At 61.8% G+C, this 21259-nt stretch carries 19 protein-coding genes; 8 read left to right on the forward strand and 11 right to left on the reverse strand.

Annotated elements, in window-relative coordinates; genetic code table 11:
- Positions 1-226: 226 nt before the first annotated feature.
- The gene (locus tag BH682_RS04840; RefSeq protein ID WP_042449536.1) at positions 227-655 is read right to left on the reverse strand and encodes an HIT family protein; all 429 of its coding nucleotides are present in this window, start codon (positions 653-655) and stop codon (positions 227-229) included.
- A gap of 87 nt (positions 656-742) precedes the next feature.
- Here BH682_RS04840 and BH682_RS04845 point away from each other — a divergent pair, with 87 nt between their 5' ends.
- A complete protein-coding gene (locus tag BH682_RS04845; RefSeq protein ID WP_075832254.1) occupies positions 743-1984 on the forward strand; it encodes a glycosyltransferase in 1242 nt (413 codons plus the stop codon).
- Positions 1981-4128, forward strand: a complete 2148-nt coding sequence (locus BH682_RS04850; RefSeq protein WP_075832256.1) for a glycosyltransferase family 39 protein — start codon at positions 1981-1983, stop codon at positions 4126-4128. Before BH682_RS04845 ends, BH682_RS04850 begins: the two co-directional genes overlap by 4 nt.
- Before the next feature lie 85 nt (positions 4129-4213).
- On the opposite strand, the gene BH682_RS04855 is transcribed toward BH682_RS04850, so the two are convergent.
- The 6 genes from BH682_RS04855 to BH682_RS04880 all read right to left on the reverse strand — a co-directional run bounded on the left by BH682_RS04855 (position 4214) and on the right by BH682_RS04880 (position 10613).
- Positions 4214-5512, reverse strand: coding sequence for an HNH endonuclease signature motif containing protein (locus BH682_RS04855; protein ID WP_075832258.1), 1299 nt, complete (start codon positions 5510-5512; stop codon positions 4214-4216).
- Between the two features lie 70 nt (positions 5513-5582).
- Positions 5583-6230, reverse strand: a complete 648-nt coding sequence (locus tag BH682_RS04860) for an ABC transporter ATP-binding protein (protein WP_075832260.1) — start codon at positions 6228-6230, stop codon at positions 5583-5585.
- A 1-nt stretch (position 6231) separates the two neighbouring features.
- Complete coding sequence (locus BH682_RS04865) at positions 6232-7149, reverse strand: oligopeptide/dipeptide ABC transporter ATP-binding protein (protein WP_075832262.1); 918 nt, start codon at positions 7147-7149, stop codon at positions 6232-6234.
- Entirely contained in the window at positions 7146-7967 is an 822-nt protein-coding gene (locus BH682_RS04870; RefSeq protein WP_070162105.1) for an ABC transporter permease, read from the reverse strand. Before BH682_RS04870 ends, BH682_RS04865 begins: the two co-directional genes overlap by 4 nt.
- Positions 7960-8994 (reverse strand): ABC transporter permease, encoded by a 1035-nt coding sequence (locus tag BH682_RS04875; RefSeq protein WP_007734398.1) that lies wholly within the window; start codon positions 8992-8994, stop codon positions 7960-7962. The genes BH682_RS04870 and BH682_RS04875 overlap by 8 nt, the downstream gene beginning before the upstream one ends.
- A complete protein-coding gene (locus tag BH682_RS04880; RefSeq protein WP_075832264.1) occupies positions 8991-10613 on the reverse strand; it encodes an ABC transporter substrate-binding protein in 1623 nt (540 codons plus the stop codon). Before BH682_RS04880 ends, BH682_RS04875 begins: the two co-directional genes overlap by 4 nt.
- A gap of 171 nt (positions 10614-10784) precedes the next feature.
- Between BH682_RS04880 and purD the strand changes: the two genes are divergently transcribed.
- From purD to BH682_RS04900, 4 genes are all read left to right on the forward strand, one after another.
- The gene (gene purD, locus BH682_RS04885; RefSeq protein ID WP_007734401.1) at positions 10785-12041 is read left to right on the forward strand and encodes a phosphoribosylamine--glycine ligase; all 1257 of its coding nucleotides are present in this window, start codon (positions 10785-10787) and stop codon (positions 12039-12041) included.
- A gap of 242 nt (positions 12042-12283) precedes the next feature.
- Positions 12284-13852 (forward strand): GMC oxidoreductase, encoded by a 1569-nt coding sequence (locus tag BH682_RS04890; RefSeq protein WP_197487702.1) that lies wholly within the window; start codon positions 12284-12286, stop codon positions 13850-13852.
- Between the two features lie 111 nt (positions 13853-13963).
- Positions 13964-14797 carry a helix-turn-helix domain-containing protein gene (locus BH682_RS04895; RefSeq protein ID WP_075832266.1) on the forward strand — a complete coding sequence of 278 codons (834 nt, stop codon included), beginning with the start codon at positions 13964-13966 and terminating at the stop codon, positions 14795-14797.
- A 139-nt stretch (positions 14798-14936) separates the two neighbouring features.
- Positions 14937-15929: an ABC transporter substrate-binding protein gene (locus BH682_RS04900; protein ID WP_223304463.1), complete on the forward strand. Its 993-nt coding sequence runs from the start codon at positions 14937-14939 to the stop codon at positions 15927-15929.
- Positions 15930-15935: 6 nt separating this feature from the next.
- Here BH682_RS04900 and BH682_RS04905 read toward each other — a convergent pair whose 3' ends face one another.
- Positions 15936-16448 (reverse strand): MarR family winged helix-turn-helix transcriptional regulator, encoded by a 513-nt coding sequence (locus BH682_RS04905; RefSeq protein ID WP_223304464.1) that lies wholly within the window; start codon positions 16446-16448, stop codon positions 15936-15938.
- A 42-nt stretch (positions 16449-16490) separates the two neighbouring features.
- On the opposite strand from BH682_RS04905, the gene BH682_RS04910 reads away from it, so the two are divergent.
- Positions 16491-17573 (forward strand): ABC transporter substrate-binding protein, encoded by a 1083-nt coding sequence (locus BH682_RS04910; protein WP_223304465.1) that lies wholly within the window; start codon positions 16491-16493, stop codon positions 17571-17573.
- A 3-nt stretch (positions 17574-17576) separates the two neighbouring features.
- Here BH682_RS04910 and BH682_RS04915 read toward each other — a convergent pair whose 3' ends face one another.
- A complete protein-coding gene (locus tag BH682_RS04915; protein WP_075832272.1) occupies positions 17577-18227 on the reverse strand; it encodes a DedA family protein in 651 nt (216 codons plus the stop codon).
- A complete protein-coding gene (locus tag BH682_RS04920) occupies positions 18224-19030 on the reverse strand; it encodes a phosphatase PAP2 family protein (RefSeq protein ID WP_223304466.1) in 807 nt (268 codons plus the stop codon). The genes BH682_RS04915 and BH682_RS04920 overlap by 4 nt, the downstream gene beginning before the upstream one ends.
- Positions 19031-19147: 117 nt before the next feature.
- Between BH682_RS04920 and BH682_RS04925 the strand changes: the two genes are divergently transcribed.
- Positions 19148-19822: a response regulator transcription factor gene (locus BH682_RS04925; protein ID WP_037132434.1), complete on the forward strand. Its 675-nt coding sequence runs from the start codon at positions 19148-19150 to the stop codon at positions 19820-19822.
- A 3-nt stretch (positions 19823-19825) separates the two neighbouring features.
- Here the strand turns inward: BH682_RS04925 and BH682_RS04930 are convergent, their stop codons facing one another.
- Positions 19826-21214, reverse strand: a complete 1389-nt coding sequence (locus tag BH682_RS04930) for a sensor histidine kinase (protein ID WP_075832274.1) — start codon at positions 21212-21214, stop codon at positions 19826-19828.
- Between the last annotated feature and the right edge of the window lie 45 nt (positions 21215-21259).

Consider the following 21259-nt stretch of genomic DNA (forward strand, 5'->3'; position numbering starts at 1 on the left):
CTCCGACTGTTAACACGTGAACCAGTTTTAGGGCCCTAGGTCCCGGACCAGCGACCTACGGTAGCAGCGAATCTCGTGCTCGCGCGACAGCGCGAAACGGACTGTTCGGTGTGCAATCGCAGGTCACGGTCGGTAGGAGCGACAAATGCGACCGCCGCAACCTCCGTTGGAGGCTGCGGCGGGGAGTCCAGTTATCGGCCAGCGAAATTCGGTCGAAGGTATGCGATCAACGAGTCGAGACAGTTGCCTCGAAGCCGAGGTCGCGTAGCGCCGACTTGAGTTTGGTCTGTGCCTCGTCGAGAGATTCGGGTGACGGCGAGGTGTCGGCGCCACTGATGTCGAAGTTCCCCATGTCGTATGCGGGGAAAACATGAACGTGAAGATGCGGAACTTCCAGACCTGCGATGAGGAGACCCGACCGAGGCGCGTCGAACGCCTTACGCACGGCTTGGCCGAGGTTGCGGGCAACAGCGGTGACCTTGGCAAAGAGTTCAGGATCCACGTCCTGCCACTGATCGACCTCGGCTCGCGGAACCACAAGCACGTGGCCCTGCGTTACCGGCGCGATGGTCAAGAACGCGACGACGTCCTCGTCCTCCCACACGAAACGTCCTGGTAGATCCCCGTTGATGATGGCACTGAAGACTGAAGGCATACCCCGAGATTAGCCCGCGTCCGGTTGCCAGGAAACTCCCAGGCTGGACGCAGGTTCGTCGGAGCCGGCCCGACAAATCTAGGACGCATGACGACAGAAGCCATGCAGACCGCGGGCAGCACGGACGCAGAGGAGGTCTCCGCGACGACTGTAGTGCTGGACGTGGTCGTCCCGGTATACAACGAAGAGGCAGGCCTCGAGACGTGCGTGCGGCGCCTGCGCCGGCATTTACGCACGCAGGTGCCATTCTCTGCACGAATTACCATCGCGGACAACGCCAGTGTCGACGGCACGTTGGCACTCGCCCGTTCCCTCGCCGAAGAATTCGACGACGTCCGGGTCGTCCACCTGGATGCGAAGGGTCGTGGTCGAGCACTGCGGCAGGTATGGAGCGAGTCCGATGCCGACGTGGTCGCGTACATGGACGTCGACCTCTCGACCGACCTCAACGCCCTGATGCCGTTGATTGCTCCGTTGCTCTCCGGACACTCGGACATCGCCATCGGTTCCCGGCTGGCACGATCGTCCCGCGTGGTGCGCGGCCCCAAGCGTGAGTTCATCTCACGTAGCTACAACCTCATCCTCCGAAGCGCACTGCATGCTCGCTTCTCCGACGCCCAGTGCGGATTCAAAGCCATGCGCGTCGATGTTGCACGGCAACTACTTCCGCTGGTGGAGGACACCGGGTGGTTCTTCGATACCGAATTGCTGGTGCTGGCCGAGCGAGCGGGCATGCGGATTCACGAGGTCCCTGTCGACTGGGTGGACGACCCGGACAGTCGGGTAGACATCATTGCCACGGCAGTTGCCGACCTCAAAGGTGTGGTCCGTGTCGGGCGAGCACTGTCTACCGGTTCCCTTCCATTGACCGAGCTCAGGGCAAGTTTCGGACGTGAACCGTTGGTTCCCGGAGTTCCACGAGGAATGGTCGGGCAGCTCTCACGCTTTGCCGTGGTGGGAGTCATTTCGACGCTCGCGTACGCGCTGCTCTACCTCGCTCTGCACTCGATCATGGGTGCGCAGTGGGCCAACGCCGTCGCATTGCTGGTGACCGCGGTATTCAACACCGCCGCCAACCGGGCCTTCACCTTCGGGATCCGAGGGTCGGAAGGATCCGCTCGTCACCAGATGCAGGGACTGCTCGTGTTCGGGTTCGGTCTACTGCTCACCAGCGGATCGTTGTTCGTGCTCGACGTCATGGCGCCCGATGCTTCCAAGCACGTGGAGCTTGCCGTACTCGTCATCGCCAATCTTGTTGCCACAGTCAGTCGATTCATCGCACTGCGCTGGGTGTTTCGCACCGCACAATCCGTAGGAGCCAATCGATGACCGCCACTGCAGGGACACTCGCCGCGCCGCTGCCAGCGCCGGAACCGCAACGTCAGGTGTGCTGGGAACCGTGGGCGCTGGGAGTGTTGTTAGTGGGCACCGGAGTTGCCTACATCTGGGGCCTGGGCGCGTCCGGATGGGCCAACTCGTTCTATGCCGCTGCGGTACAGGCAGGTTCGGTGTCGTGGAAGGCTTTCTTCTTCGGCTCCTCGGACGCTGCAAACTCGATCACCGTCGACAAGCCGCCCATGTCCCTGTGGTTGATGTCGCTGTCGGTTCGCATCTTCGGACTCAATTCCTGGGCGATGTTGGTGCCGCAGGCACTCCTCGGGGTCGGATCGGTTGCATTGTTGTGGGGAACGGTTCGACGGTATTTCGGTGCGGCCGCCGGCCTCCTCGCGGGCCTGGTACTTGCGCTCACACCCGTAGCGGCGCTGATGTTCCGGTTCAACAACCCGGATGCTCTGCTGGTGCTCCTGATGATCGCAGCAGTGTGGGCGATGATGCGCGCCGTGCAGGACGGCCGCACCCGCTGGCTCGTGTTGGTCGGTATCTTCTGCGGATTCGGTTTCCTGACAAAGCAATTACAGGTCATGTTGGTGGTTCCACCGCTGGCGCTCACCTATCTGATCGCCGGACCGCCGAAACTGGGTAAGCGCGTACTCCAACTGTTCGCGGCACTGGGCGGACTGATCGTCTCCGCCGGATGGTGGTTGGCAATCGTCGAACTGTGGCCGGCCGACTCGCGTCCGTGGATCGGTGGTTCACAGAACAATTCGATTCTCGAACTGACGCTCGGCTACAACGGGCTCGGGCGCTTGAGCGGCAACGAGACCGGAAGCGTCGGCGGCGGCGGAATGCGCGGTGCTGGTGATGCCGCGGCCGGCGCTGCTGCGGGCGGTTTCCCAGGTATGGGCGAGGCCGCAGGCGGTATGGCCGGGGGAGGTATGGCACCAGGTGGTGCGGCCGGCGGTGGTATGTGGGGGAGTACCGGCATTACCCGACTGTTCGAATCGGCCCAGGGCGGACAGATCGCCTGGTTGATTCCTGCTGCGCTGATACTTCTGGTGGCTGGAATCGTGCTGCGAGGCAGGGCACCCCGCGCTGATACACAGCGCGCGTCATTCATCGTCTGGGGACTGTGGCTGTTGGTGACCGGACTGACCTTCAGTTTCATGGCGGGAATCTTCCACGCCTACTACACCGTTGCGCTTGCGCCGGCGATCGCCGCGCTGATCGGTTCAGGATCGGTAGTGGCGTGGCGTCATCGTGACGTCCTCTGGGTTCGCATCATTCTGGCGGTGTCCTTGGCCGCAACCGTCGCGATGGCGTGGGTACTGCTCGGACGCTCGCCTTCGTTCGTACCGTGGCTTCGCTGGACCATTCTGGTGGTCGGCATCGTCAGTGCCGTGGCAGTGCTGATTCCGGCAGTGACGCGAGGTCGATTGGCTGTGGCAGTGATTCTCGCAGCGATCTTCACCGGTCTGGCAGGTCCGACTGCATACGCGATCGACACGATCAACACTCCGCATACCGGTTCCATAGTTTCGGCCGGACCGAGCGTCGAAGGTGGAATGGGCGGGCCCGGCGGTGGCCGCGGAGGCTTCGGTGGATTCGGTGGCTCGGCTGATGGCGGTAGCCGTCGGACTGACGGGGCTGGGACCGGAATGCCGGGCACGCCCCCTGTAGGAATGGGTCAGATGCCCGGTGGTGCAACAGTTCCGGGCGGTACCACGCCGACCACCGACGGGACGCGAGGCGCAATGGGAGGCGGTGCCGGTGGTCTACTGCAGGGCAGCACGCCGGGAGCCGCTGTTGTGTCCACTCTCGAAGAGAACTCCGACCAGTTCACGTGGGTAGCCGCCGCAATCGGGTCCAACAGCGCATCGGGTTATCAGCTTGCGACGCAGTCACCGGTCATGGCTATCGGAGGGTTCAACGGGAGCGATCCGTCGCCGACGCTCGCGCAGTTCCAGCAGTACGTGGCAGAGGGCAAGATTCACTTCTTCATCGCCGGCGGTGGGATGGGTGGCGGTATGAACGCCGAAGGCACCGCTACCGCTATCTCGACGTGGGTGACCGAAAACTTCACCGCCACAACGGTAGACGGAGTAACCCTCTACGACTTGACGGTTGCAGGCTGACCATAATGAACGCACGCCAGGTCCGCATCGGAGGTGCTTCCTCCGATGCGGACCTGGCGTGAAGTTGTATGCCTGAGGTTCGTCCTCAGGTTTTGAAGGTGGTATTCGCCGGCCGTGGTTGCTGCTGCGGGTCGATCGAGGGTGGCGGGATGAACCAGGGTTTGTTGTCGACTCCGATTCGGATCACCCATTTCCCAACGAACCCGGCTTTTCGGTGCATCAGCCGGTGATGTGAACGGCACAGCAGGACCAGGTTGTTCATCACCGTCGGGCCGCCGTTGGCCCAGTGCTTAATGTGGTGCGCATCGGTCCAGGCGGGCACGCATGTGCAGCCGGGGAACGCGCAGCCTCTGTCTCGGGCGATCAACGCAGTCCGTTGTTCGGCGGTGACCAACCTCTTTCCTGGTTGCGCATCCAAGGGCGCGCCGTGATCGTCGAGCAGAACAGTGGACAGGAAACAATCGCACCCAAGGAGTCTGGTCTGCGACACCGACAGCGGTCCCAGCCAGGGCATGTGCCCGACATCAAGATCAGACGGAGACTCTTCACCATCGGAAGGCGCGGCGGCGCAGTCCCGATGCTCCGCCAGATCCCGAGCATTGATGTGCACGTTCACATGCGGACGCTGACCACCATCCGTACCGGTCTTCGCGCAGTCCAGGTAACGGCGGATCAGTTCCGTGAACCCATCCGCGGTCCGTTTCGCCGCCGACCGAGAATCCGGCGTCCCGTCCGGTGCCGGGGTGGGCATCGTCAGACTCGACAACGCCGACAGCAACATCTCACCGGTCAGGGCATCGAAATCCCCACGCACCACCACCCGACCGTTCAGCGTCGAAGCGATCCGCAACTCATTGAGATCGACATCCTCGGCGGGCGGGATCTCATCCGATTCGAACAACCGCTCCAGGGTCGCGATCACGTTCCGCACTTTCGTCGTCGTCGCCTCCACACCCGACGCAGCAGCCAACAACAAATCGATGCACTTCGGTAATGCCTCCTCCGGCATGCCTTTCGGCGGTGACTCGCAGAACGCCACGATCAACACGGCATGATCGAAGGAGCAATCCCCACCATCGAACCGAGCCGCCACCGCCGGAAACGGCCGCAACGCCGCACCCAACGCGGCGATCTTCTTCCCGTCCCGAACCTGCAGCATCGTGTTCGCCGCCAACCACGCACCCACCCCGCGGCTGGCAATCACCTGATCATCGGAACGCAACGACAAACCGTCCACCACCGCCACCCGCACAGCCTCGAGACGCAGAATCTCCGCACTCGCCTCGACAGCAGCAGCACGCAACTCAGAAGCAGACAACTGCCACAGGCGTCCGCGCAACCCCACCGCAGAACCAGACACCACATCCGACAACAAGACACTCATTGAATCCCCCGATCCCCTCCCCAAAGGATACTCGAACACCCGTTCGAGTCAAGGGTGGATTTCGCAGGGGCTAAGCGCTAATACTGTCGAGGTCGTGGACCACGTCGCAGCAGGCGTCGAGTAATTCGCGATCATGGCTGATGAGTAATACGCCGACGCCGGTTTCGGAGGCGCGACTCTCGATCAACCGAATGAGCGCGGCCGTCGTGGCGGCGTCGAGCATCGCAGTCGCCTCGTCGCAGATGAGGTATTTCGGTTGTTGCGCCAGCGATCTCGCCAGGCAGGCGCGCTGTAGTTGGCCGTCGCTCACCTGGTGGGGTCTACGGGACAAGAGATCGGGAGTGAGGCCAACTTCTGCTGCCAGCGCGGCCACATCGATTGACCTACTGGCAATGTCACCGGGTTGGCCGATGATCGAGGCGAGCGTCTGCCGAGGGTCGGTCGATGCGCGAGGTGACTGAAACAGCATGGACACCGTGCCGCGTAGTGCCGCGGGTACCGAGAATCTGGTACCCACAACGGGTGATCCGTCGATCCGCACTTCGCCTGACCACGGTGCATCCAGTGAGGCGAGAATCCTTGCAAGTGTTGATTTTCCGGTGCCCGAAGGCCCGGTCAGGCCGATCAGCTTTCCCGACGGAATCTCGAGCGAGACGTTCTCGAGAACTGGCCGGTTGCGACGGTAACCGCTGGTGATTCCCAGAGCTTGCAGACTCATGTCAGCCCACCTTCCGCAGCGTTCGGTACGTGCGGTCACCCAATGTGACGAGTTCGGTCGGGCCACCGGATTGTTTCGACTCCGGGCGTCGTAGGTGATAGACGCACTCCTCGGGGAGATCGGTGAGTTGCGGTGGCGATCCCGGCATGGGAGTCAAACCTCTGGAAGGTAAGGCGCCGAGAAGGTCTCGGGTGTAATCGTGAAGCGGATCTTTGAACACCATTGTGGCCGGACCGGTCTCCATGATGCGTGATGCGTACATGACGGCAAGTCGATCAGCGACACCGCTGCGGGTGAGTGATGCAAGGTCATGGGTGATGAGCAGGACAGCCGCCCCGGAGTCAGCGCACTCTCGAAGTAATCCCATGACGTGGTCGGTGAGTTCGCGGTCGAGGTTGGCGGTGGGTTCGTCTGCGACGATCACCGACGGATTCCCGGCCAGCGCACCGGCAATGGCCACGCGTTGCGCCATGCCGCCCGACAGTTCGTGCGGGTAGCAGTCCAGGGCCGACGGTTCGAGTCCGACGCGAAGTGCCAAGGCATCGCAAGTGTGATCGCTGCCGAGTGCGTCGATCGTCTCCTGTAGTTGCGATCGCGCAGTCCGGACGGGGGTGAGATGTGTTGCGGCGGATTGTGGAACGAGAGCCACGTGCCGCCCACGGAACGCGGTGCCGGAGAAGACGTCGATCTCGAGGTCCGGTGTTCCGACGGTGACCGTTCCGGTTCGAGAAGCATTCGGCGGCAACATGTTCATGACCGAGGTGGCGATGATCGACTTGCCACACCCCGATTCCCCGACAAGTGCGGTCACCGTGCCGGCTGGAACGTCGAGGTCGATGTCGCTCGCAGCGTGAACTACCGATCCTCCGAGTAGAGGGATCCTGACGGTGAGAGATTCGATGCGCAGGCCGTGGTTCACAGTCGCAACTCCGAAGGTCGAGGGGGCGTGAGCATCGACCGCAGGGCCGAACCGGCGACGGCAACTGCGACGGTGGCGATCACGAGAACTGCGGCGGGGAATACCAGCGTCCACCAACCGCCGAGGAGCAGAGAACTGCGTGCCTCTTCGAGAAGCGTCCCGAGACTGGGCTTGTGCGGGGGAAGGCCGAATCCCAGGAAGGACAACGTCGATTCGTGCCAGACGGCGTGGGGCAGCAGGAGAACGACTGCGATCAAAGCCTGCGGCGCCGTCGCCGGCACGAGGTGGCGCATGATCACGTGACGTCGACTGGCTCCCGCGAGAATGGCGGCGTCGATGTAGGGACGCTCGCGCAGACTCAAGATCTCGGAGCGGATGATCCGGGCCACTTGGGTCCAGTGGGTCAGTGCGATCGAAAGCACGATGGCGGCAATGCTTCCACGGAACATCGCGACGATGACGATGCCGAGCAACAGGTGGGGGAGTGCGTTGACGGCATCGGTGCCGCGCATGACGAACCTGTCCACCCAGCCGCCGACCAGTCCGGCCGTAGTGCCAACGGCGACGCCGATCACCGTGGCGAGCAGCGCGCAGGCGAGTGCGATCAGAAGTGAGGTTCGAATGCCTGCAGCTATGCGCACGAATAGATCTCGGCCCGCCGAGTCAGTTCCGAACGGGTGATCGAACGACGGAGCCAGGCGAGCCGCCGAGAAGTCTGTGACTCGGTCGTCGACGTCGGCCAACCATGGGACCAACGCCGCGTACAGCGCCACGAGGATCAGCACGCCGACGGCGATCTTGAAGCGTCGTTCAGCCATCGGTACTCACTCTCGGGTCGAGTACTGCAACGAGGACGTCGGCAATCAGTGAGCCGAGCATGACCGTCAATGTCGTACCGACGGTGAGGAACGCGAGCAGTGCCATGTCGAGGTCACGGGCTGACGAGACGATGGCGCCGGCGATCCCTGGCCAACTGAAGACCTCTTCCACCAGCACTGCCCCGACTATCAGCTCGGGCAGTCGCACGCCGACGATGTTCACGAAAGGCGCCAGTGAGGTCGGCAGTATGTGGCGTTTCGTGATGGTCGGCGTCGGGATTCCGCGTGCTACGGCGCCCGCGACAAATCCCTCACTTTTCGAACCCACGACGGATTCTCGGACCGCGAGTAGGAGCCACGGCATCTGCGAGATGGAGAGGACCGTCACCGGTAGGACCAAGTGCCGGATCACCTGTCCCGGTGTGGGATCGGCACCCCCGTCGGTCAACCCGGCGACCGGGAGCCAGCCGAGAGTCAACGCGAAGAGCGCGATGGCACCCAGCGACAAGACAAACGGCGGAAGTCCTTGGACCACGACGCTCAGCCCGGACACGGTCTTGTCCAAGAATCCTCCACTGCGGATTCCGGCGAGAACACCGAGTGTCAGCGAGGCGAGAATCGCGATGAGGAGTGAGATACCGACCAGCAGCAGGGTCCATGGCAGACGCTCGGAGATAACTTGGGAAACAGGCTGATTGAACGATCTGGAGATCCCGAGATCACCGGTGAACACGCCCTGGAGCCAATTCCAGTACGTGCTGTACCAGGGGTTGTCGAAACCCATCTGATCGGCGATCAACGCTTTGTCCGCGTCGCTGGTCGTCATGTATCGCGTGCCCAGGTAGCCGACAAGTGGATCGAACGGTGAGATCGCGGCGGCGGCAAAGAGTCCCGCGGACACCACGGCGATCACCGGCACGATGAACAACGCCCGCCGACCGACCATCGTGAGGATGGCCTTTCGGCGGGAGTTGCCACGGTGGTCGAGCGATTGCCGCGCGTCTACCCGAACGTCGACCGCTGTCATTGCCCTCTGGCCCACGTCTGCAGTGACCACCACGGGCCCCAGGTCACACCGTGTGAGTGTGGCTCGAGTACAGGTCCGGACATCTGCCAGTCGGAATCCTTCGAAACGTACGTATGGTCGAGGAATACGAGGATGACAAATCCGGGATCCTCGACGTACGCCTGCTGCACGTCGCGATACGCGGCGTCACGCGTTGCCTGATCCAGGCTGCGGCGTCCTACTTCCAAGCCTGCGTCGACTGCTGGATTGGAGTAGTCGCTGGCGTTGTCGTAGATGCTGCCGACCCCGGGCGCTATGTACTTCGAGTTCAGCGCGTCGTACGCCTGCGTGTCTGGATCGAAAGGTTCGTCTCCACCACCGAGAAGCGTCGAATCCTGGTTGATTCGAGGGTCTATGCGGTCCCAGGAGAGCGCTTCGAGATCCACCTCGATGCCGACAGCGAGAGCATCGGAGGCAAATGCCTGAGCGAGATCACGTCGAACGGTGTCGACGGAGTTGTACATGATCGTGAACTGCGCCCGCTGACCGTCTTTCGAACGGATTCCGTCGGCACCTTCGATCCAGCCCGCTTCGGTGAGAATTCGCTCGGCCTCGGCCGGGTCGTAGGCGAAGGTTGCTTTCGGGTTGTACGAATCGCCGTAGACCTCGGGGATCGGAGTGGCGGCGACGCGGCCGTGTCCGCCCAGGACGTTGTCGATCATCGACTGGCGATCGGCGGCGAGGTTGAGCGCCATCCGTACGGCTTTGTCGCCTGCCACGGGATTGTTCGTCGGAAGTGAGAGACCGCGCCAGTCCGCTGACTGATGGGCAGTCACCGACATGTTGTCTTTGCCTGAGAACGTATTGGCAAGCAGTGGAGGGAGATTGGTTCCGTCGATCTCGCCCGACACCATACGTTGGGCGCGGGTGTTGTCGTCCGGAACGTAGAGGAGAGTGAGCTTCTTGATCTCCGGTGCACCGTCCCAGTAGTTCTCGTTCGCCTCGAAGACCGCTCGATCCGGTGAGAGATCGACGAGTGTGTACGGACCCGTACCGACAGGCGCGGTGTTCAACGGCGATTCGGCGGCAAGTCCGGGTGTCGCGAGGGATTCCGACGGGACCATGCCGATCAGCATCTTCGTCAGCAGGGGCGCATACGAGTAGGCGAGACGAAACTCGACTGTGCTGTCGTCGACGGCCGCGACGTCGCTGATCATGTCGTACGACGACCGCGCTTCGGAGGCGGAAGCCGGATCGAGGATCGCCTTGTACGTGGCAACCACGTCGTCGGCGTCGAAGGTCGACCCGTCGGAGAAGGTGACGCCGTCACGTAGCTTGACCGTCCAGACTGTCGCGTCGGCATTGGCAGTGGGCATCTCCGCGGCCAGAGACGGCTCGAATCCCGGCATGCCGGTCCCTCCGGTGAGCCGGACGAGGCCGTCGTACATCTTGGCCTCACCGGCAGCGCCGAAGCCTGCGACCGGGTTGTAGCCGCCCAGCTCGTAGCCGTCGGCCAAGACCAGGCCGTCGTTGTTGCCCGAGGAGTCGGTGCCAGTCGGGCTACTGCACGACGTGATCAGAAGTGCGCCGATTGCGGCGGTTGCGGTGAGCGTCAGAACGCCTGGTTTGTGGAGTTTCACGGGTGTCCTTTCCTTGGTGGACAGGTGTACGAAAACATCTGTTCACCTATTCAGGTATTCATATGATCTCATCTCGAAACGGATATTTCGCACAAAGGCCGAACGCTGGGACCTTGGCCCCGCCAGTGGCACTCCGAGAGCCCTGTTATCGCAGGCCGTAGTCTGTTCACCGTGCGCGTACTAGTAATCGGCTCCGGAGCCCGTGAACATGCCCTCCTTCTCTCTCTTGCTCGCGATCCAGGTGTCACGGCCCTGATCTGCGCGCCTGGCAATGCCGGGATCGCAAAAATCGCCGAGCAGCACCCCATCGACGTCGCTTCGGGTGACGCGGTTACCGCGCTGGCCCAGAAGGTCGAAGCCGACCTCGTCGTCATCGGACCCGAGGTTCCGCTGGTCCTCGGTGTCGCAGACGCGGTGCGCGCAGCAGGTATCGCCTGCTTCGGGCCTTCGGCCGACGCCGCCCGCATCGAGGGATCGAAGGCTTTCGCCAAGGACGTGATGGCTGTCGCCGGCGTCAAGACCGCTCACAGCGAGATCGTCGACAATCCGGCCAAGCTCGACGAAGCACTCGACCGCTTCGGTCCCAACTGGGTGGTCAAGGACGACGGACTGGCCGCGGGTAAGGGCGTAGTCGTCACGACGGATCGTCTCGCCGCGCGCGATCATGCCGCAGAACTGCTCGAGACCGGACACCCGGTTCTCCTCGAGTCCTTCCTCGACGGTCCGGAAGTTTCGCTCTTCTGCCTCGTCGACGGCGAAACCGTGATCCCGCTGCTCCCGGCTCAGGACCACAAGCGAGTAGGCGACGGAGACTCCGGACCCAACACCGGCGGCATGGGCGCGTACACCCCATTGCCGTGGCTGCCCGACGAGATGGTCACGCAGATCGTCGACGACGTCGTCAAGCCTGTCGCTGCCGAGTTGGTCGCGCGCGGTAGCAGTTTCTCCGGCCTTCTCTACGCCGGTCTGGCGATCGGTGTCGACGGCCCGGCCGTCGTCGAATTCAACTGCCGGTTCGGTGACCCCGAAACTCAGGCCGTGCTTGCTCTCCTCGAAACGCCGCTGGGCGGTCTACTCAATGCGGCCTCGACCGGAACACTCGATTCGGTCGGTCCGTTGCAGTGGCGCGACGGTTCCGCTGTCACGGTCGTGATTGCCGCGGAGAACTACCCGTCAACCCCACGCACCGGCGACGTGATCACCGGAGCCGACGCCGACGGAGTCCTGCACGCCGGTACCAAGAAGCGTGAAGACGGTGCCGTCGTCTCGGCCGGCGGGCGTGTGCTGAGTGTTGTCGGAGTGGGCAAGGATCTGACCGAAGCTCGCGACGACGCCTACGCAAAGATCGCCGACGTCAAGCTTCCCGGCGGTCATTTCCGCAAGGACATCGGACTCGGCGCCGTCGAAGGTCGCATCTCAATTCCCTGACTCGTTCTTTCGGAGGGCCGGTGAACTTTCTGTTCATCGGCCCTTTTCATGGAAAATCAACGGTTCCTCGAAGTTACCCACGAGTATGGACTTCTCGTTCGGTTTCTCCCGGTATATCTCAGCGCGGGGGTCACGGAAAGAGAAGGGCACACTTGAGCATTCGCGCTGGATCCAACGAACGGCACGCACGTACCAATTCCACGCTCTCGCGTAGAAACTTCTTGGCAGCAACAGGATTAGCTGTGGGGGCCGCCGCACTCTCGTCCTCGTGGACCACGGCGGCCGCTGCGCCCAGACGAGCATTGAACGACGGAGACCGTGTCCCCGCGCTCGTGATCGGCAGTGGATACGGCGGTGCCGTTGCGGCACTTCGCCTGACACAGGCCGGTATCGACACGCACATGGTCGAGATGGGGAAGTCGTGGACCACACCAGGGTCCGACGGCAAGATCTTCTGCCCGATGCTCTCGCCCGACGGTCGGTCCTTCTGGCTCAGAGACCGTACAGTTCAACCGGTTTCACACTTCTCCGGCGGCTCGGTAGACAAGAACATCAGCCGCTACGTCGGTGTTCTCGACGCCGAGGACTTCGGCGGGATCAAGGTCTACCAGGGCCGAGGGGTCGGCGGTGGGTCGCTGGTCAACGGCGGTATGGCCGTCACACCCAAGCGTAACTACTTCGAAGAGATCCTGCCCGGCGTCGATTCCAACGAGATGTACTCGACGTATTTCCCGCGCGCGAACGCTGCGCTCGGAGTCAACAACATCGACCCGGCCTGGTTCGAATCGACCGAGTACTACAAGTTCGCGCGGACGGGGCGAAAGACCGCTGAGAGATCCGGTTACACAACAACGTTCGTGCCGAATGTCTACGACTTCAACTACATGAAGCAAGAAGCTGCCGGCCAGGTCACCAAGTCCGCTCTGGTCAGTGAGGTCATCTACGGCAACAATGCCGGAAAGAAATCTCTGGACAAGACGTACCTCGCTGCGGCATCCGCCACCGGCAAGCTCACCATTTCAGCTCTGCACGTCGTGACCTCGGTTTCCCCGGCCGCGACCGGCGGTGGCTATCAAGTGGTGATGAACCAGATCAACGAGCAGGGCAATACCGTCGGCACCAAGACAGTGACGGCGGACAAGGTCTTCTTCGCGGCCGGCAGTATCGGGACCAGCAAGCTCCTGGTCGCGATGAAAGCGCAAGGGCAGCTGGCGAATTTGCCGGGTGCAGTTGGACAGGAATGGGGTCACAACGGCAACGTGATGGTGGGCCGCGCCAATCACATGTGGGACGCCACCGGTGCGAAGCAGTCCGCGATCCCCGTGATGGGTATCGACAACTGGGCCGACACATCCGCTCCCGTCTTTGCGGAAATCGCACCCTTCCCGGCCGGTACCGAACTGTGGGTCAGCCTGTACTTGGCGATTGCCAAGAATCCGCAACGTGCTCAGTTCCAATTCAACTCGGCAACAGGCAAAGTCGGATTGAACTGGCAGCGCTCGCAGAACCAGCCGTCGATCGACATGGCGAAGAAGCTCTTCGACAAGATCAACAAGAAGGAAGGCACGATCTACCGGACCGACCTCTTCGGCCCGACGCAGACGTGGGGCGATCAGTTGACGTACCACCCCCTCGGCGGTTGTGTGCTCGGCAAGGCGACCGACGGCTACGGTCGACTCCCGGAGTACCCGGGTCTGTACGTCATGGACGGATCCCTCGTACCGGGCAATGTGGGAGTCAATCCGTTTGTCACCATCACCGCTCTGGCCGAACGGAATATCGAGAACATCATTGCGAACGACATGAACTAGGGCGGCGACTCGGGGTCAGGTGCGGTGGGATCAACTTCCTGCCGCACCTGCTCGGCGTGGGCAGCGGTTACAGTCACCTGGACAGACGACGGTCGATCCAGGGATGTAGACGTGAGGCGGACAAAATCCGAGGTCGACGGTGATTGGCTCCGGTGGGGCGTGCCGTCGAGCGACGAGCTGGTGGTATCCGAACACGAATTAGACGACGAGCCCGAAGATTTGGTTCTGTGGGGTGGTGCGTCGAGTGCTGATCAACCGGTGACATGGGAAACCCACGCGCACCGATCGAACGAGATTCTGTTCCCTCGTTCCGGCATTGTGGTTGTGCGCTCAGGCGCCCAGATGTGGACGTTGTTGCCGGGACGAGGGCTGTGGATACCGGCACTGCATCGACACTCGGTGCGCGTTGCCGCGGGTGCGCAGTTCCTGACGGTGTATTGCGCTGTAGGGCAGGGGCCTTCGCTCGGTGATCACCCGGTTGCGGTACACGGCACGCCGCTACTCTACGAGTTGTTTCTGCATCTGAGTGCTCGCGAGATGTCGGACGACGCGAGGCGCCGCGCCGAGCGAGTGTTCTTCGACCTCGTTGTTCCCGGCGACGAGCGCGGAGCGATGAAGATCCCCGATTCGGGCCCGGTCGGCCGGATTGCACGCGACCTGTTGTCCCATCCGGAGGATCCACGCAGTTTCGGGGACTGGGCGAACGAGATCGGCGTCAGCACCAGCACTTTGGCTCGTCGATTCAAGGTGGACACCGGCGTGAGTTTCGGCCAGTGGCGAGTACTGCTTCGGATGAACGTGGCGATGTCCCTACTCGGCCAAGATGTTGCGGTCGCCGATGTGGCAGAACAGGTCGGATACTCGACGCCCAGTAGTTTTGTCGCCGCCTTCAAGCAGTCCACCGGTGTCACGCCGATGGCATTTCGAAAGACTGCGGACCGTTGATCAGATTTCGACATTCTTTGACAAAACTCCGCGATTGCGTCATCTCCTGATCCGTTCTACCGTAGCCATGTAGGCGAGGCTTACTTTACTTTCCGGGTTCGGGGTTCTCCCGAGACCCGCTCGACAGCATGGGGCAGAAGTGATCGATTTTGTTGCGCCGCGTTCGAAACGCGGTAGCAGGGCCATCTTCATGGCTGTGGCGGTGGCACTTTCGACGGTGCTGGCAGCATGTGGCACCTCCACGACCGACACGAAGTCCGACGGTGATGCGTGGACGTATGTCGATGCGCGTGGTCAGCAGATTTCGCTCGACAAGATCCCCGAACGCATCGTGGCGACGGCAGACACCGCGCCGGTGTTGCTCGAATACGGCGTCGTGCCGGTCGGCATCATCGGCTTTTCCAGGCTGGACGAATCAACGTTGAATGCATTCGACTTCAGTGGAATTGCCCATGTCAGCGAAACCGATACGGACATCAGCGCCGAGAAACTCCTGGCAGTGAACCCGGATCTGGTCATCGACATCTGGAGTTCGTACAACGGTGGAAACTTCGGCAGCATCTGGGGCGACGACATCGTTCGCGTCGAAGAGGTTGCTCCCATTGCCGGTGTCAAGATCACCGACGGGGCGCAAGCGGCGTTGGACAGCTTCAGTTCGTTGGTCCAGGGTATCGGCGGCACCGACACCTCGCCGGTCTATGCGGCAAAACGGGAAGAGTTGAGTGCGCTCGGTGACCGGGTGCGTGACTTGGCCACATCGCGAACGAATATCTCTGTTGCATATGTGATTCCGTTGGAGTCGAGCCTTGACTATGCGGTGCCGGGATGGACTCCGCTCGGAAGTATTCTCGAAACGATGGGCGTCGAATTCGCCAAGCTCGACAGCGAGGACGGTTTCTGGGCATCAGCGAGTTGGGAAGAGCCAGGCGCCTTTCCGGCTGATCTCCTCCTGATTCCGCCGACTTGGTCGGATGCACCGGAGCTCAATTCGCCGACTTTCACCAGGCTTCCGGCTGTGGTTTCGGGTCAGGTTGCGTCGGTCGAACTTCGTACGGGGTACAGCCTGACGGGCATCACCGAGCAGATGAAGCGTTTTGCCGACGTCTACGAGAAAAGCGAGAAAGTCACCTGAGCAGCGTCACCGCGGTGCGTGATCTCGCAATGATCGATTGACCCGGTCGAAGATGTCGATGGCAGCGGACAATGTGTCGAGGTCGCCCTCGTCGAGGGACGCCAATTCTTCGGCGAGAACGCCGATGCGTAGTTCGGATCGACGGTCTCGTCGCGCGCTTCGCTCGTCCTTCACGAAAAGTGTGCTCACTCGGCCGTCCGTGGGATCGGGTCGCCGTTCGATCAGGTCTTTGTCGGAGAGTGTGCGCACCAGCGTGCTGACGGTGTTCGGGCGTCTGGAGAGACGATCGGCGACCGCCCCGATGCGAGTGCCCGGATGGTGTGCGACATCGTGAAGTACTTCGGATTGTGCCTCTGGCAGAGTCGCGTCGGTACCCGACGTATCCATGTATTCCCGCAGCGCTCGACGCAATTCGAACGCCGCAGCGATGAGTGATCTCGATGCTTCTTCCGCGGTGGGCATGCGATCGGAGTAGCGATCGACCCCGTGTGATCCACGCCCTGGAACTGTATCTGACACAGATATAGTTTACAGTTCTTCAAAGGGTAGGGTCACCTAACCATGACGGAAGATGAAGCTGTCATGCTTCACGACGTACGGGACACGATCATGAATTTTCGAAAGAAGTCACGCAGTGTAATGCTGATCGGCGCACTGACATTGGTGGCAGCTCTCAGTGGCTGCTCGAGCGAGGACGCGTCGCCCACAGATGCCGAGATCAGTGCGTCAGCTCCGGCGGACTCTGCGTTTGTCGCTCCGCGAGAAGTCCCGGTTGGAATGGGGAGCGGAAAGTCGGACGGCGAGTTCCCTCGTACCGTCTCACACTTCAAAGGGGACACCACGATCGAATCGCAGCCCGAAAAGGTTGTCGTCATCTCGACCGGGCAAGCAGATGCACTCCTGTCGCTCGGTGTCGTGCCCGCAGGTTCGACGCGTGGTGACGGTGCGGACCTGGTGCCTCCGTACTTGTTGTCTGCGTACCCCGAATTCCGTACTCAGCTAAGTGATGTCGTTGACACAGGTGGACGCTTCACACCGAATTTCGAAGCGATCGTCACGCTCGATCCTGACCTGATCTTGATGAATGTTGCAGGAAAGGACGCTGATTCGCTGTACGACCAGCTTTCGGCAATTGCGCCCACGGTGGCAACACAGGGAACCGGCGTCTACTGGAAGCAGGACTTCCTGCTGGTTGCCGACGGGGTAGGTAAGACGCAGCAGGCGATGGCACTGCTGGATACCTTCAATACCGATGCCGCGGCCCTCGGTGCTTCCCTGTCGTCGCCGCCGACGGTGTCGTTCACGCGCCAGAACGGAAATCGTCTGCGCATCTTCGGTATTCCTTCGTTCACCGGCAGTATCGCCGAGGATGCCGGCTTGACCCGTCCGCAGTCGCAGCAGTTCGACGATACTTCCCGAGACATCAGTGAAGAAGAGTTGAATGTGGCGGACGCCGACTGGATCTTCTACGGCGTGCAGGGCGGGGACCCGGCGACATTGACGAACGCGCCGTTGTGGGCGCAGTTACGTGGTGTGGTCGCCAACCATGCCGTCGCTGTTGACGACGACGTCTTCTACCTCAATACCGGGCCGACTGCGGCTCGTGAAGTGCTGAAGGTTCTGCAGAGCACACTGCAGCGGTAGTAATTACTCGGGAATCTCGATTTGTTCAGCCTGGACGGTCGGTACTCGCAGTGAGCGCAAGTAATTCACAGCGATGGGTAGAATCGAGACGACGACGACAGCGATGAGGATGATTTCTATGTGGGCGCGAACGAACTCGATTCCTCCGAGCATGTAGCCGAGTACCGGAACGAGAACTCCCCAAGCGAGTCCTCCGATGACGTTGTATGTCAGGAAGGTTCGATACGGCATCCGTGAAGTACCCGCCATTACTGGGGTGATGGTTCGGATGACGGGAACAAATCGCGCAAGGACGACGGTACGAGGTCCGTGCTTCTCGAAGAATGCTTCTGCCCGCGCAAGTTGATCGGGACCAAGTCGCTTGGCTCCAGGTCGATCGAAAACCGCAGGACCCGCTGCGCGTCCGACAAGGTAGCCGCATTGGTCGCCGACCACAGCGACGATGGGGATAGTCACGAGGAGAACCCATAGTGGAACGAATGGCTGCTCCTGTGCGACGAGGACACCAGCTGTGAACAAGAGCGAATCGCCGGGAAGAAAAAACCCGAACAGAAGACCGGTTTCGATGAATACCGCCCCAAGCAAGCCGATCAGACCGAACGTGGAGAGCAGGGTATCGGGGTTCAGAATTCCGCTGGTGAGTGCGAGCGTCATACGAGCGCCCGATCGCGAGAGGCAGAGGAAGTGCGGTCGGTCGTCTTGGAGCGGCCTTCGACGAACCGGAAGACGGCTCCGCCCACGGTGACTGCAAGCGTTGCGAGAATGGCCCCGGCGATGACGTCGGTGAGCCAGTGAACTCCCAAATACAGGCGAGTCAGGGCTACGACGATTGTGACTGTCACGGCGAGGAGCATCAGCAGTCTCTTGACGGCGGGTGTGCGGTGCGCGCTCAGAACGAGGACGACGATGCCGAACAGTGCAGCGGTCCCGGTGACGTGACCAGACGGGAACGAGTGGTCGGTCTCGAGAAGCACCTGGATGTTGGTCGGCGGACGTTCGCGACCGACGAGCGCTTTGATTACCGTGCTGGCGACCGCCGCGGCGCCAACCGTTCCGATCACGATCAAGCCCGGAACGACCGAACGCGCTCGCCAGGAGATGAGCACTCCGCAGGTGATCCCGAGCAGCGCGGTGGCGACGGGGCTACCGAGATCCGTGACGGCGACCGCGATCTGGTTCAGGGCGCCGCTCCGGTGATCGACCATCCAGTCGGTCACCGGCCCGTCGAAGCTCGTCAACCATCCGCTTCCATACACCTGGATCGACAGCGTCACCAGTGCAAGCACGAGTCCGCACGTGCGAAGGGCTGTAGACCGAACGCTGGAAGCTCGGTAGATCGAACCGAACGCGAACAGAGCTGCGGCCACCACGATTGCGGCAACCGCGATCTCTGCGGTGGTGCTCTCGGTCAGGACTTCGGTGACCACGTTTCGCACGGTCGACACAGTTGCAGGCATGAATGCAGTGTGACGAGCCGAAGCTGAAGAAACGCTGAACGGAACTCGGCCCTGGGTCTACCGTCTGCTCTACTGGGTGCATCCGAACAACTGCGTGGCGACGAAACGGGGCCGGTGGTGCGAGTACTGGTGGTCGAAGACGAAGTGCGCTTGGCCGAGACGATCCGGCGGGGATTGGTGGCCGAGGGATTCGTGACCGCCGTCGAACTCAACGGTGACGACGGATTCGCGACTGCGTGCAGTGACGAATTCGACGTGATCGTTCTCGACATCATGTTGCCGGGCAAACACGGGTACGACATCGTGCGGGATCTACGCGCCCGGGAGATCTGGACGCCGATCCTCATGCTGTCGGCAAAGGACGGCGAATACGACCTGGCCGATGCATTCGATCTCGGCGCCGACGACTACCTGGTCAAGCCATTCTCGTTTGTCGTGCTTCTCGCTCGGCTGCGAGCACTGGTGCGTCGCGGCGCTCCACAGCGTCCGGCGATACTCTCCGTTGGAGACCTGTCCCTCGACCCGGCCAAACATCAGGTGAGCAGAGCGGGAATCGAATTGACCCTGACGCCGCGGGAGTACAGCGTTCTCGAATTCTTGATGCGCAACAATGGTGTGGTGGTCACGAAGACCGAGATCGTTCGCTCTGTTTGGGACACCAACTACGAAGGTGACGAGAACATCGTCGAGGTATATATCGGTTACCTTCGTAAGAAGCTCGACCTCCCGTTCGGAACTCAGAGCATCGAAACGGTCCGAGGCGTCGGGTACCGCTTTGTCGGCACTGCCTGATCTTCAGTCGTTCGGTACCGGAATCGTCACCTCGAATCTACTTCCACCGCCCGCCCTCTCGCTGACGGAAATGGTTCCGTGGTGCGCCGCAACTATTTCCGACGCGATGGCGAGTCCAAGTCCGGACCCGCCTCCCTGCCTCGACCGCGGCTGGTCCAGGCGGACGAAGCGTCCGAAGATTCGTTCGCGTTCTGCTGCAGGGATTCCGGGCCCGTCGTCCTCGATCACGATGTGGGCTTCGTTTCCGGCTTCGGAGCACTCGAGATACACGAGGGTCTCCGCATGCCGCACTGCATTGTCCACGAGGTTTCGCACCATCCGCGTCAATGCTCTCGGGTCTCCGGAGACCCGAACCGGAGCCACGGCAGCGGCGACCGTAACTTCGGAGATACCGTCGATCCTTTTCTGCTCGGCGAACAAGATGTCATCGAGGTCGACGTCGACGACGATGCCGAACTTTTCGAGTTCGCTTTCGTCCGAGCGTGCGAGAATCAACAGGTCTTCGATCAACTGCCGCATTCGGCGCGCCTCGGGAAGTAGTGCGTCTTCGATCAACGCGTCGTCGAGGAGATCCGGGCGTCGATGTGCCAGTTCGAGGGCCGTCGTGATCGTCGAAAGCGGACTGCGTAACTCGTGTGAGGCATCGCTGACAAATCGTTGCTGGGCCAGCGCACCTTCGTCGAGGCGCGCCAGCATGTCGTTCATTGTTGTTGCCAGTCGGGCTATCTCGTCGTTCCCTGACGGTACAGGCACTCGTTCACCTTGACGCCCACTAGAAATCGACGCTACCCGAGCGCGGATGCGTTCGACGGGAGCGAGGGCCGAACCGACAAGGCGGTAGGTGGCAAACGCAGCCAGCCCCAGGACCAGGGGTCCGACTATGGCTAGCAGAACGGCAACGGTCGTCACCACGGTTTCAACCGGTTCGCGGTCGGCGCCGACGAAGACGGTGACTGGTCCGGTCGGCGTCTGAGCGCCTCGCCCGATCAGCCAGTAGTCCTCGTCGTCGGACTTCTTGACCCTTCCGAGAGCGTCCGACTCGTCAGGGCCGAGAAAACGTTCGGACAGGAGGTCGCTGTCGGTTCCCGGTGATTGGGCGACTATTCGGTGATCGGCGTCGACGATCTGCACGATTCCGATCTGACTGTCTGTGGACAGAAGCGAAGGGTCGAGATCGGCCGGGTTTTTTCCGTTGAGCTGCTGGACCAATTGCGTGGCGCGAGCGTCGGAGCTGTTCAGTGCGGACAGATGCAGGGAGTTTGCCAGCACGAAAACCAGTGCAAGCCCGGCGATCACCAGGCAGAAGGCGATCACGAGTGTCGATGCCACGGTCGAACGGGCACGCACGCTCCACCGGGAGGGGTGCAGAATCGACTCGCCGATGACGTTCATGGCGTCCAGTCTGTACTCTCCGGCGCAATCGCGGTGAACGTTCTC

It is taken from the genome of Rhodococcus sp. YL-1 (assembly GCF_001942025.1).
GTDB classification, from domain to species: domain Bacteria; phylum Actinomycetota; class Actinomycetes; order Mycobacteriales; family Mycobacteriaceae; genus Rhodococcus_F; species Rhodococcus_F qingshengii.

Coding starts and splice junctions, on each gene's coding strand:
- BH682_RS04840 (WP_042449536.1), bottom strand. CDS start 655: ATGCCTTCAGTCTTCAGTGCCATCATCAACGGGGATCTACCAGGACGT.
- BH682_RS04845 (WP_075832254.1), top strand. CDS start 743: ATGACGACAGAAGCCATGCAGACCGCGGGCAGCACGGACGCAGAGGAG.
- BH682_RS04850 (WP_075832256.1), top strand. CDS start 1,981: ATGACCGCCACTGCAGGGACACTCGCCGCGCCGCTGCCAGCGCCGGAA.
- BH682_RS04855 (WP_075832258.1), bottom strand. CDS start 5,512: ATGAGTGTCTTGTTGTCGGATGTGGTGTCTGGTTCTGCGGTGGGGTTG.
- BH682_RS04860 (WP_075832260.1), bottom strand. CDS start 6,230: ATGAGTCTGCAAGCTCTGGGAATCACCAGCGGTTACCGTCGCAACCGG.
- BH682_RS04870 (WP_070162105.1), bottom strand. CDS start 7,967: ATGGCTGAACGACGCTTCAAGATCGCCGTCGGCGTGCTGATCCTCGTG.
- BH682_RS04875 (WP_007734398.1), bottom strand. CDS start 8,994: ATGACAGCGGTCGACGTTCGGGTAGACGCGCGGCAATCGCTCGACCAC.
- BH682_RS04910 (WP_223304465.1), top strand. CDS start 16,491: ATGACGGAAGATGAAGCTGTCATGCTTCACGACGTACGGGACACGATC.
- BH682_RS04915 (WP_075832272.1), bottom strand. CDS start 18,227: ATGACGCTCGCACTCACCAGCGGAATTCTGAACCCCGATACCCTGCTC.
- BH682_RS04920 (WP_223304466.1), bottom strand. CDS start 19,030: ATGCCTGCAACTGTGTCGACCGTGCGAAACGTGGTCACCGAAGTCCTG.
- BH682_RS04930 (WP_075832274.1), bottom strand. CDS start 21,214: ATGAACGTCATCGGCGAGTCGATTCTGCACCCCTCCCGGTGGAGCGTG.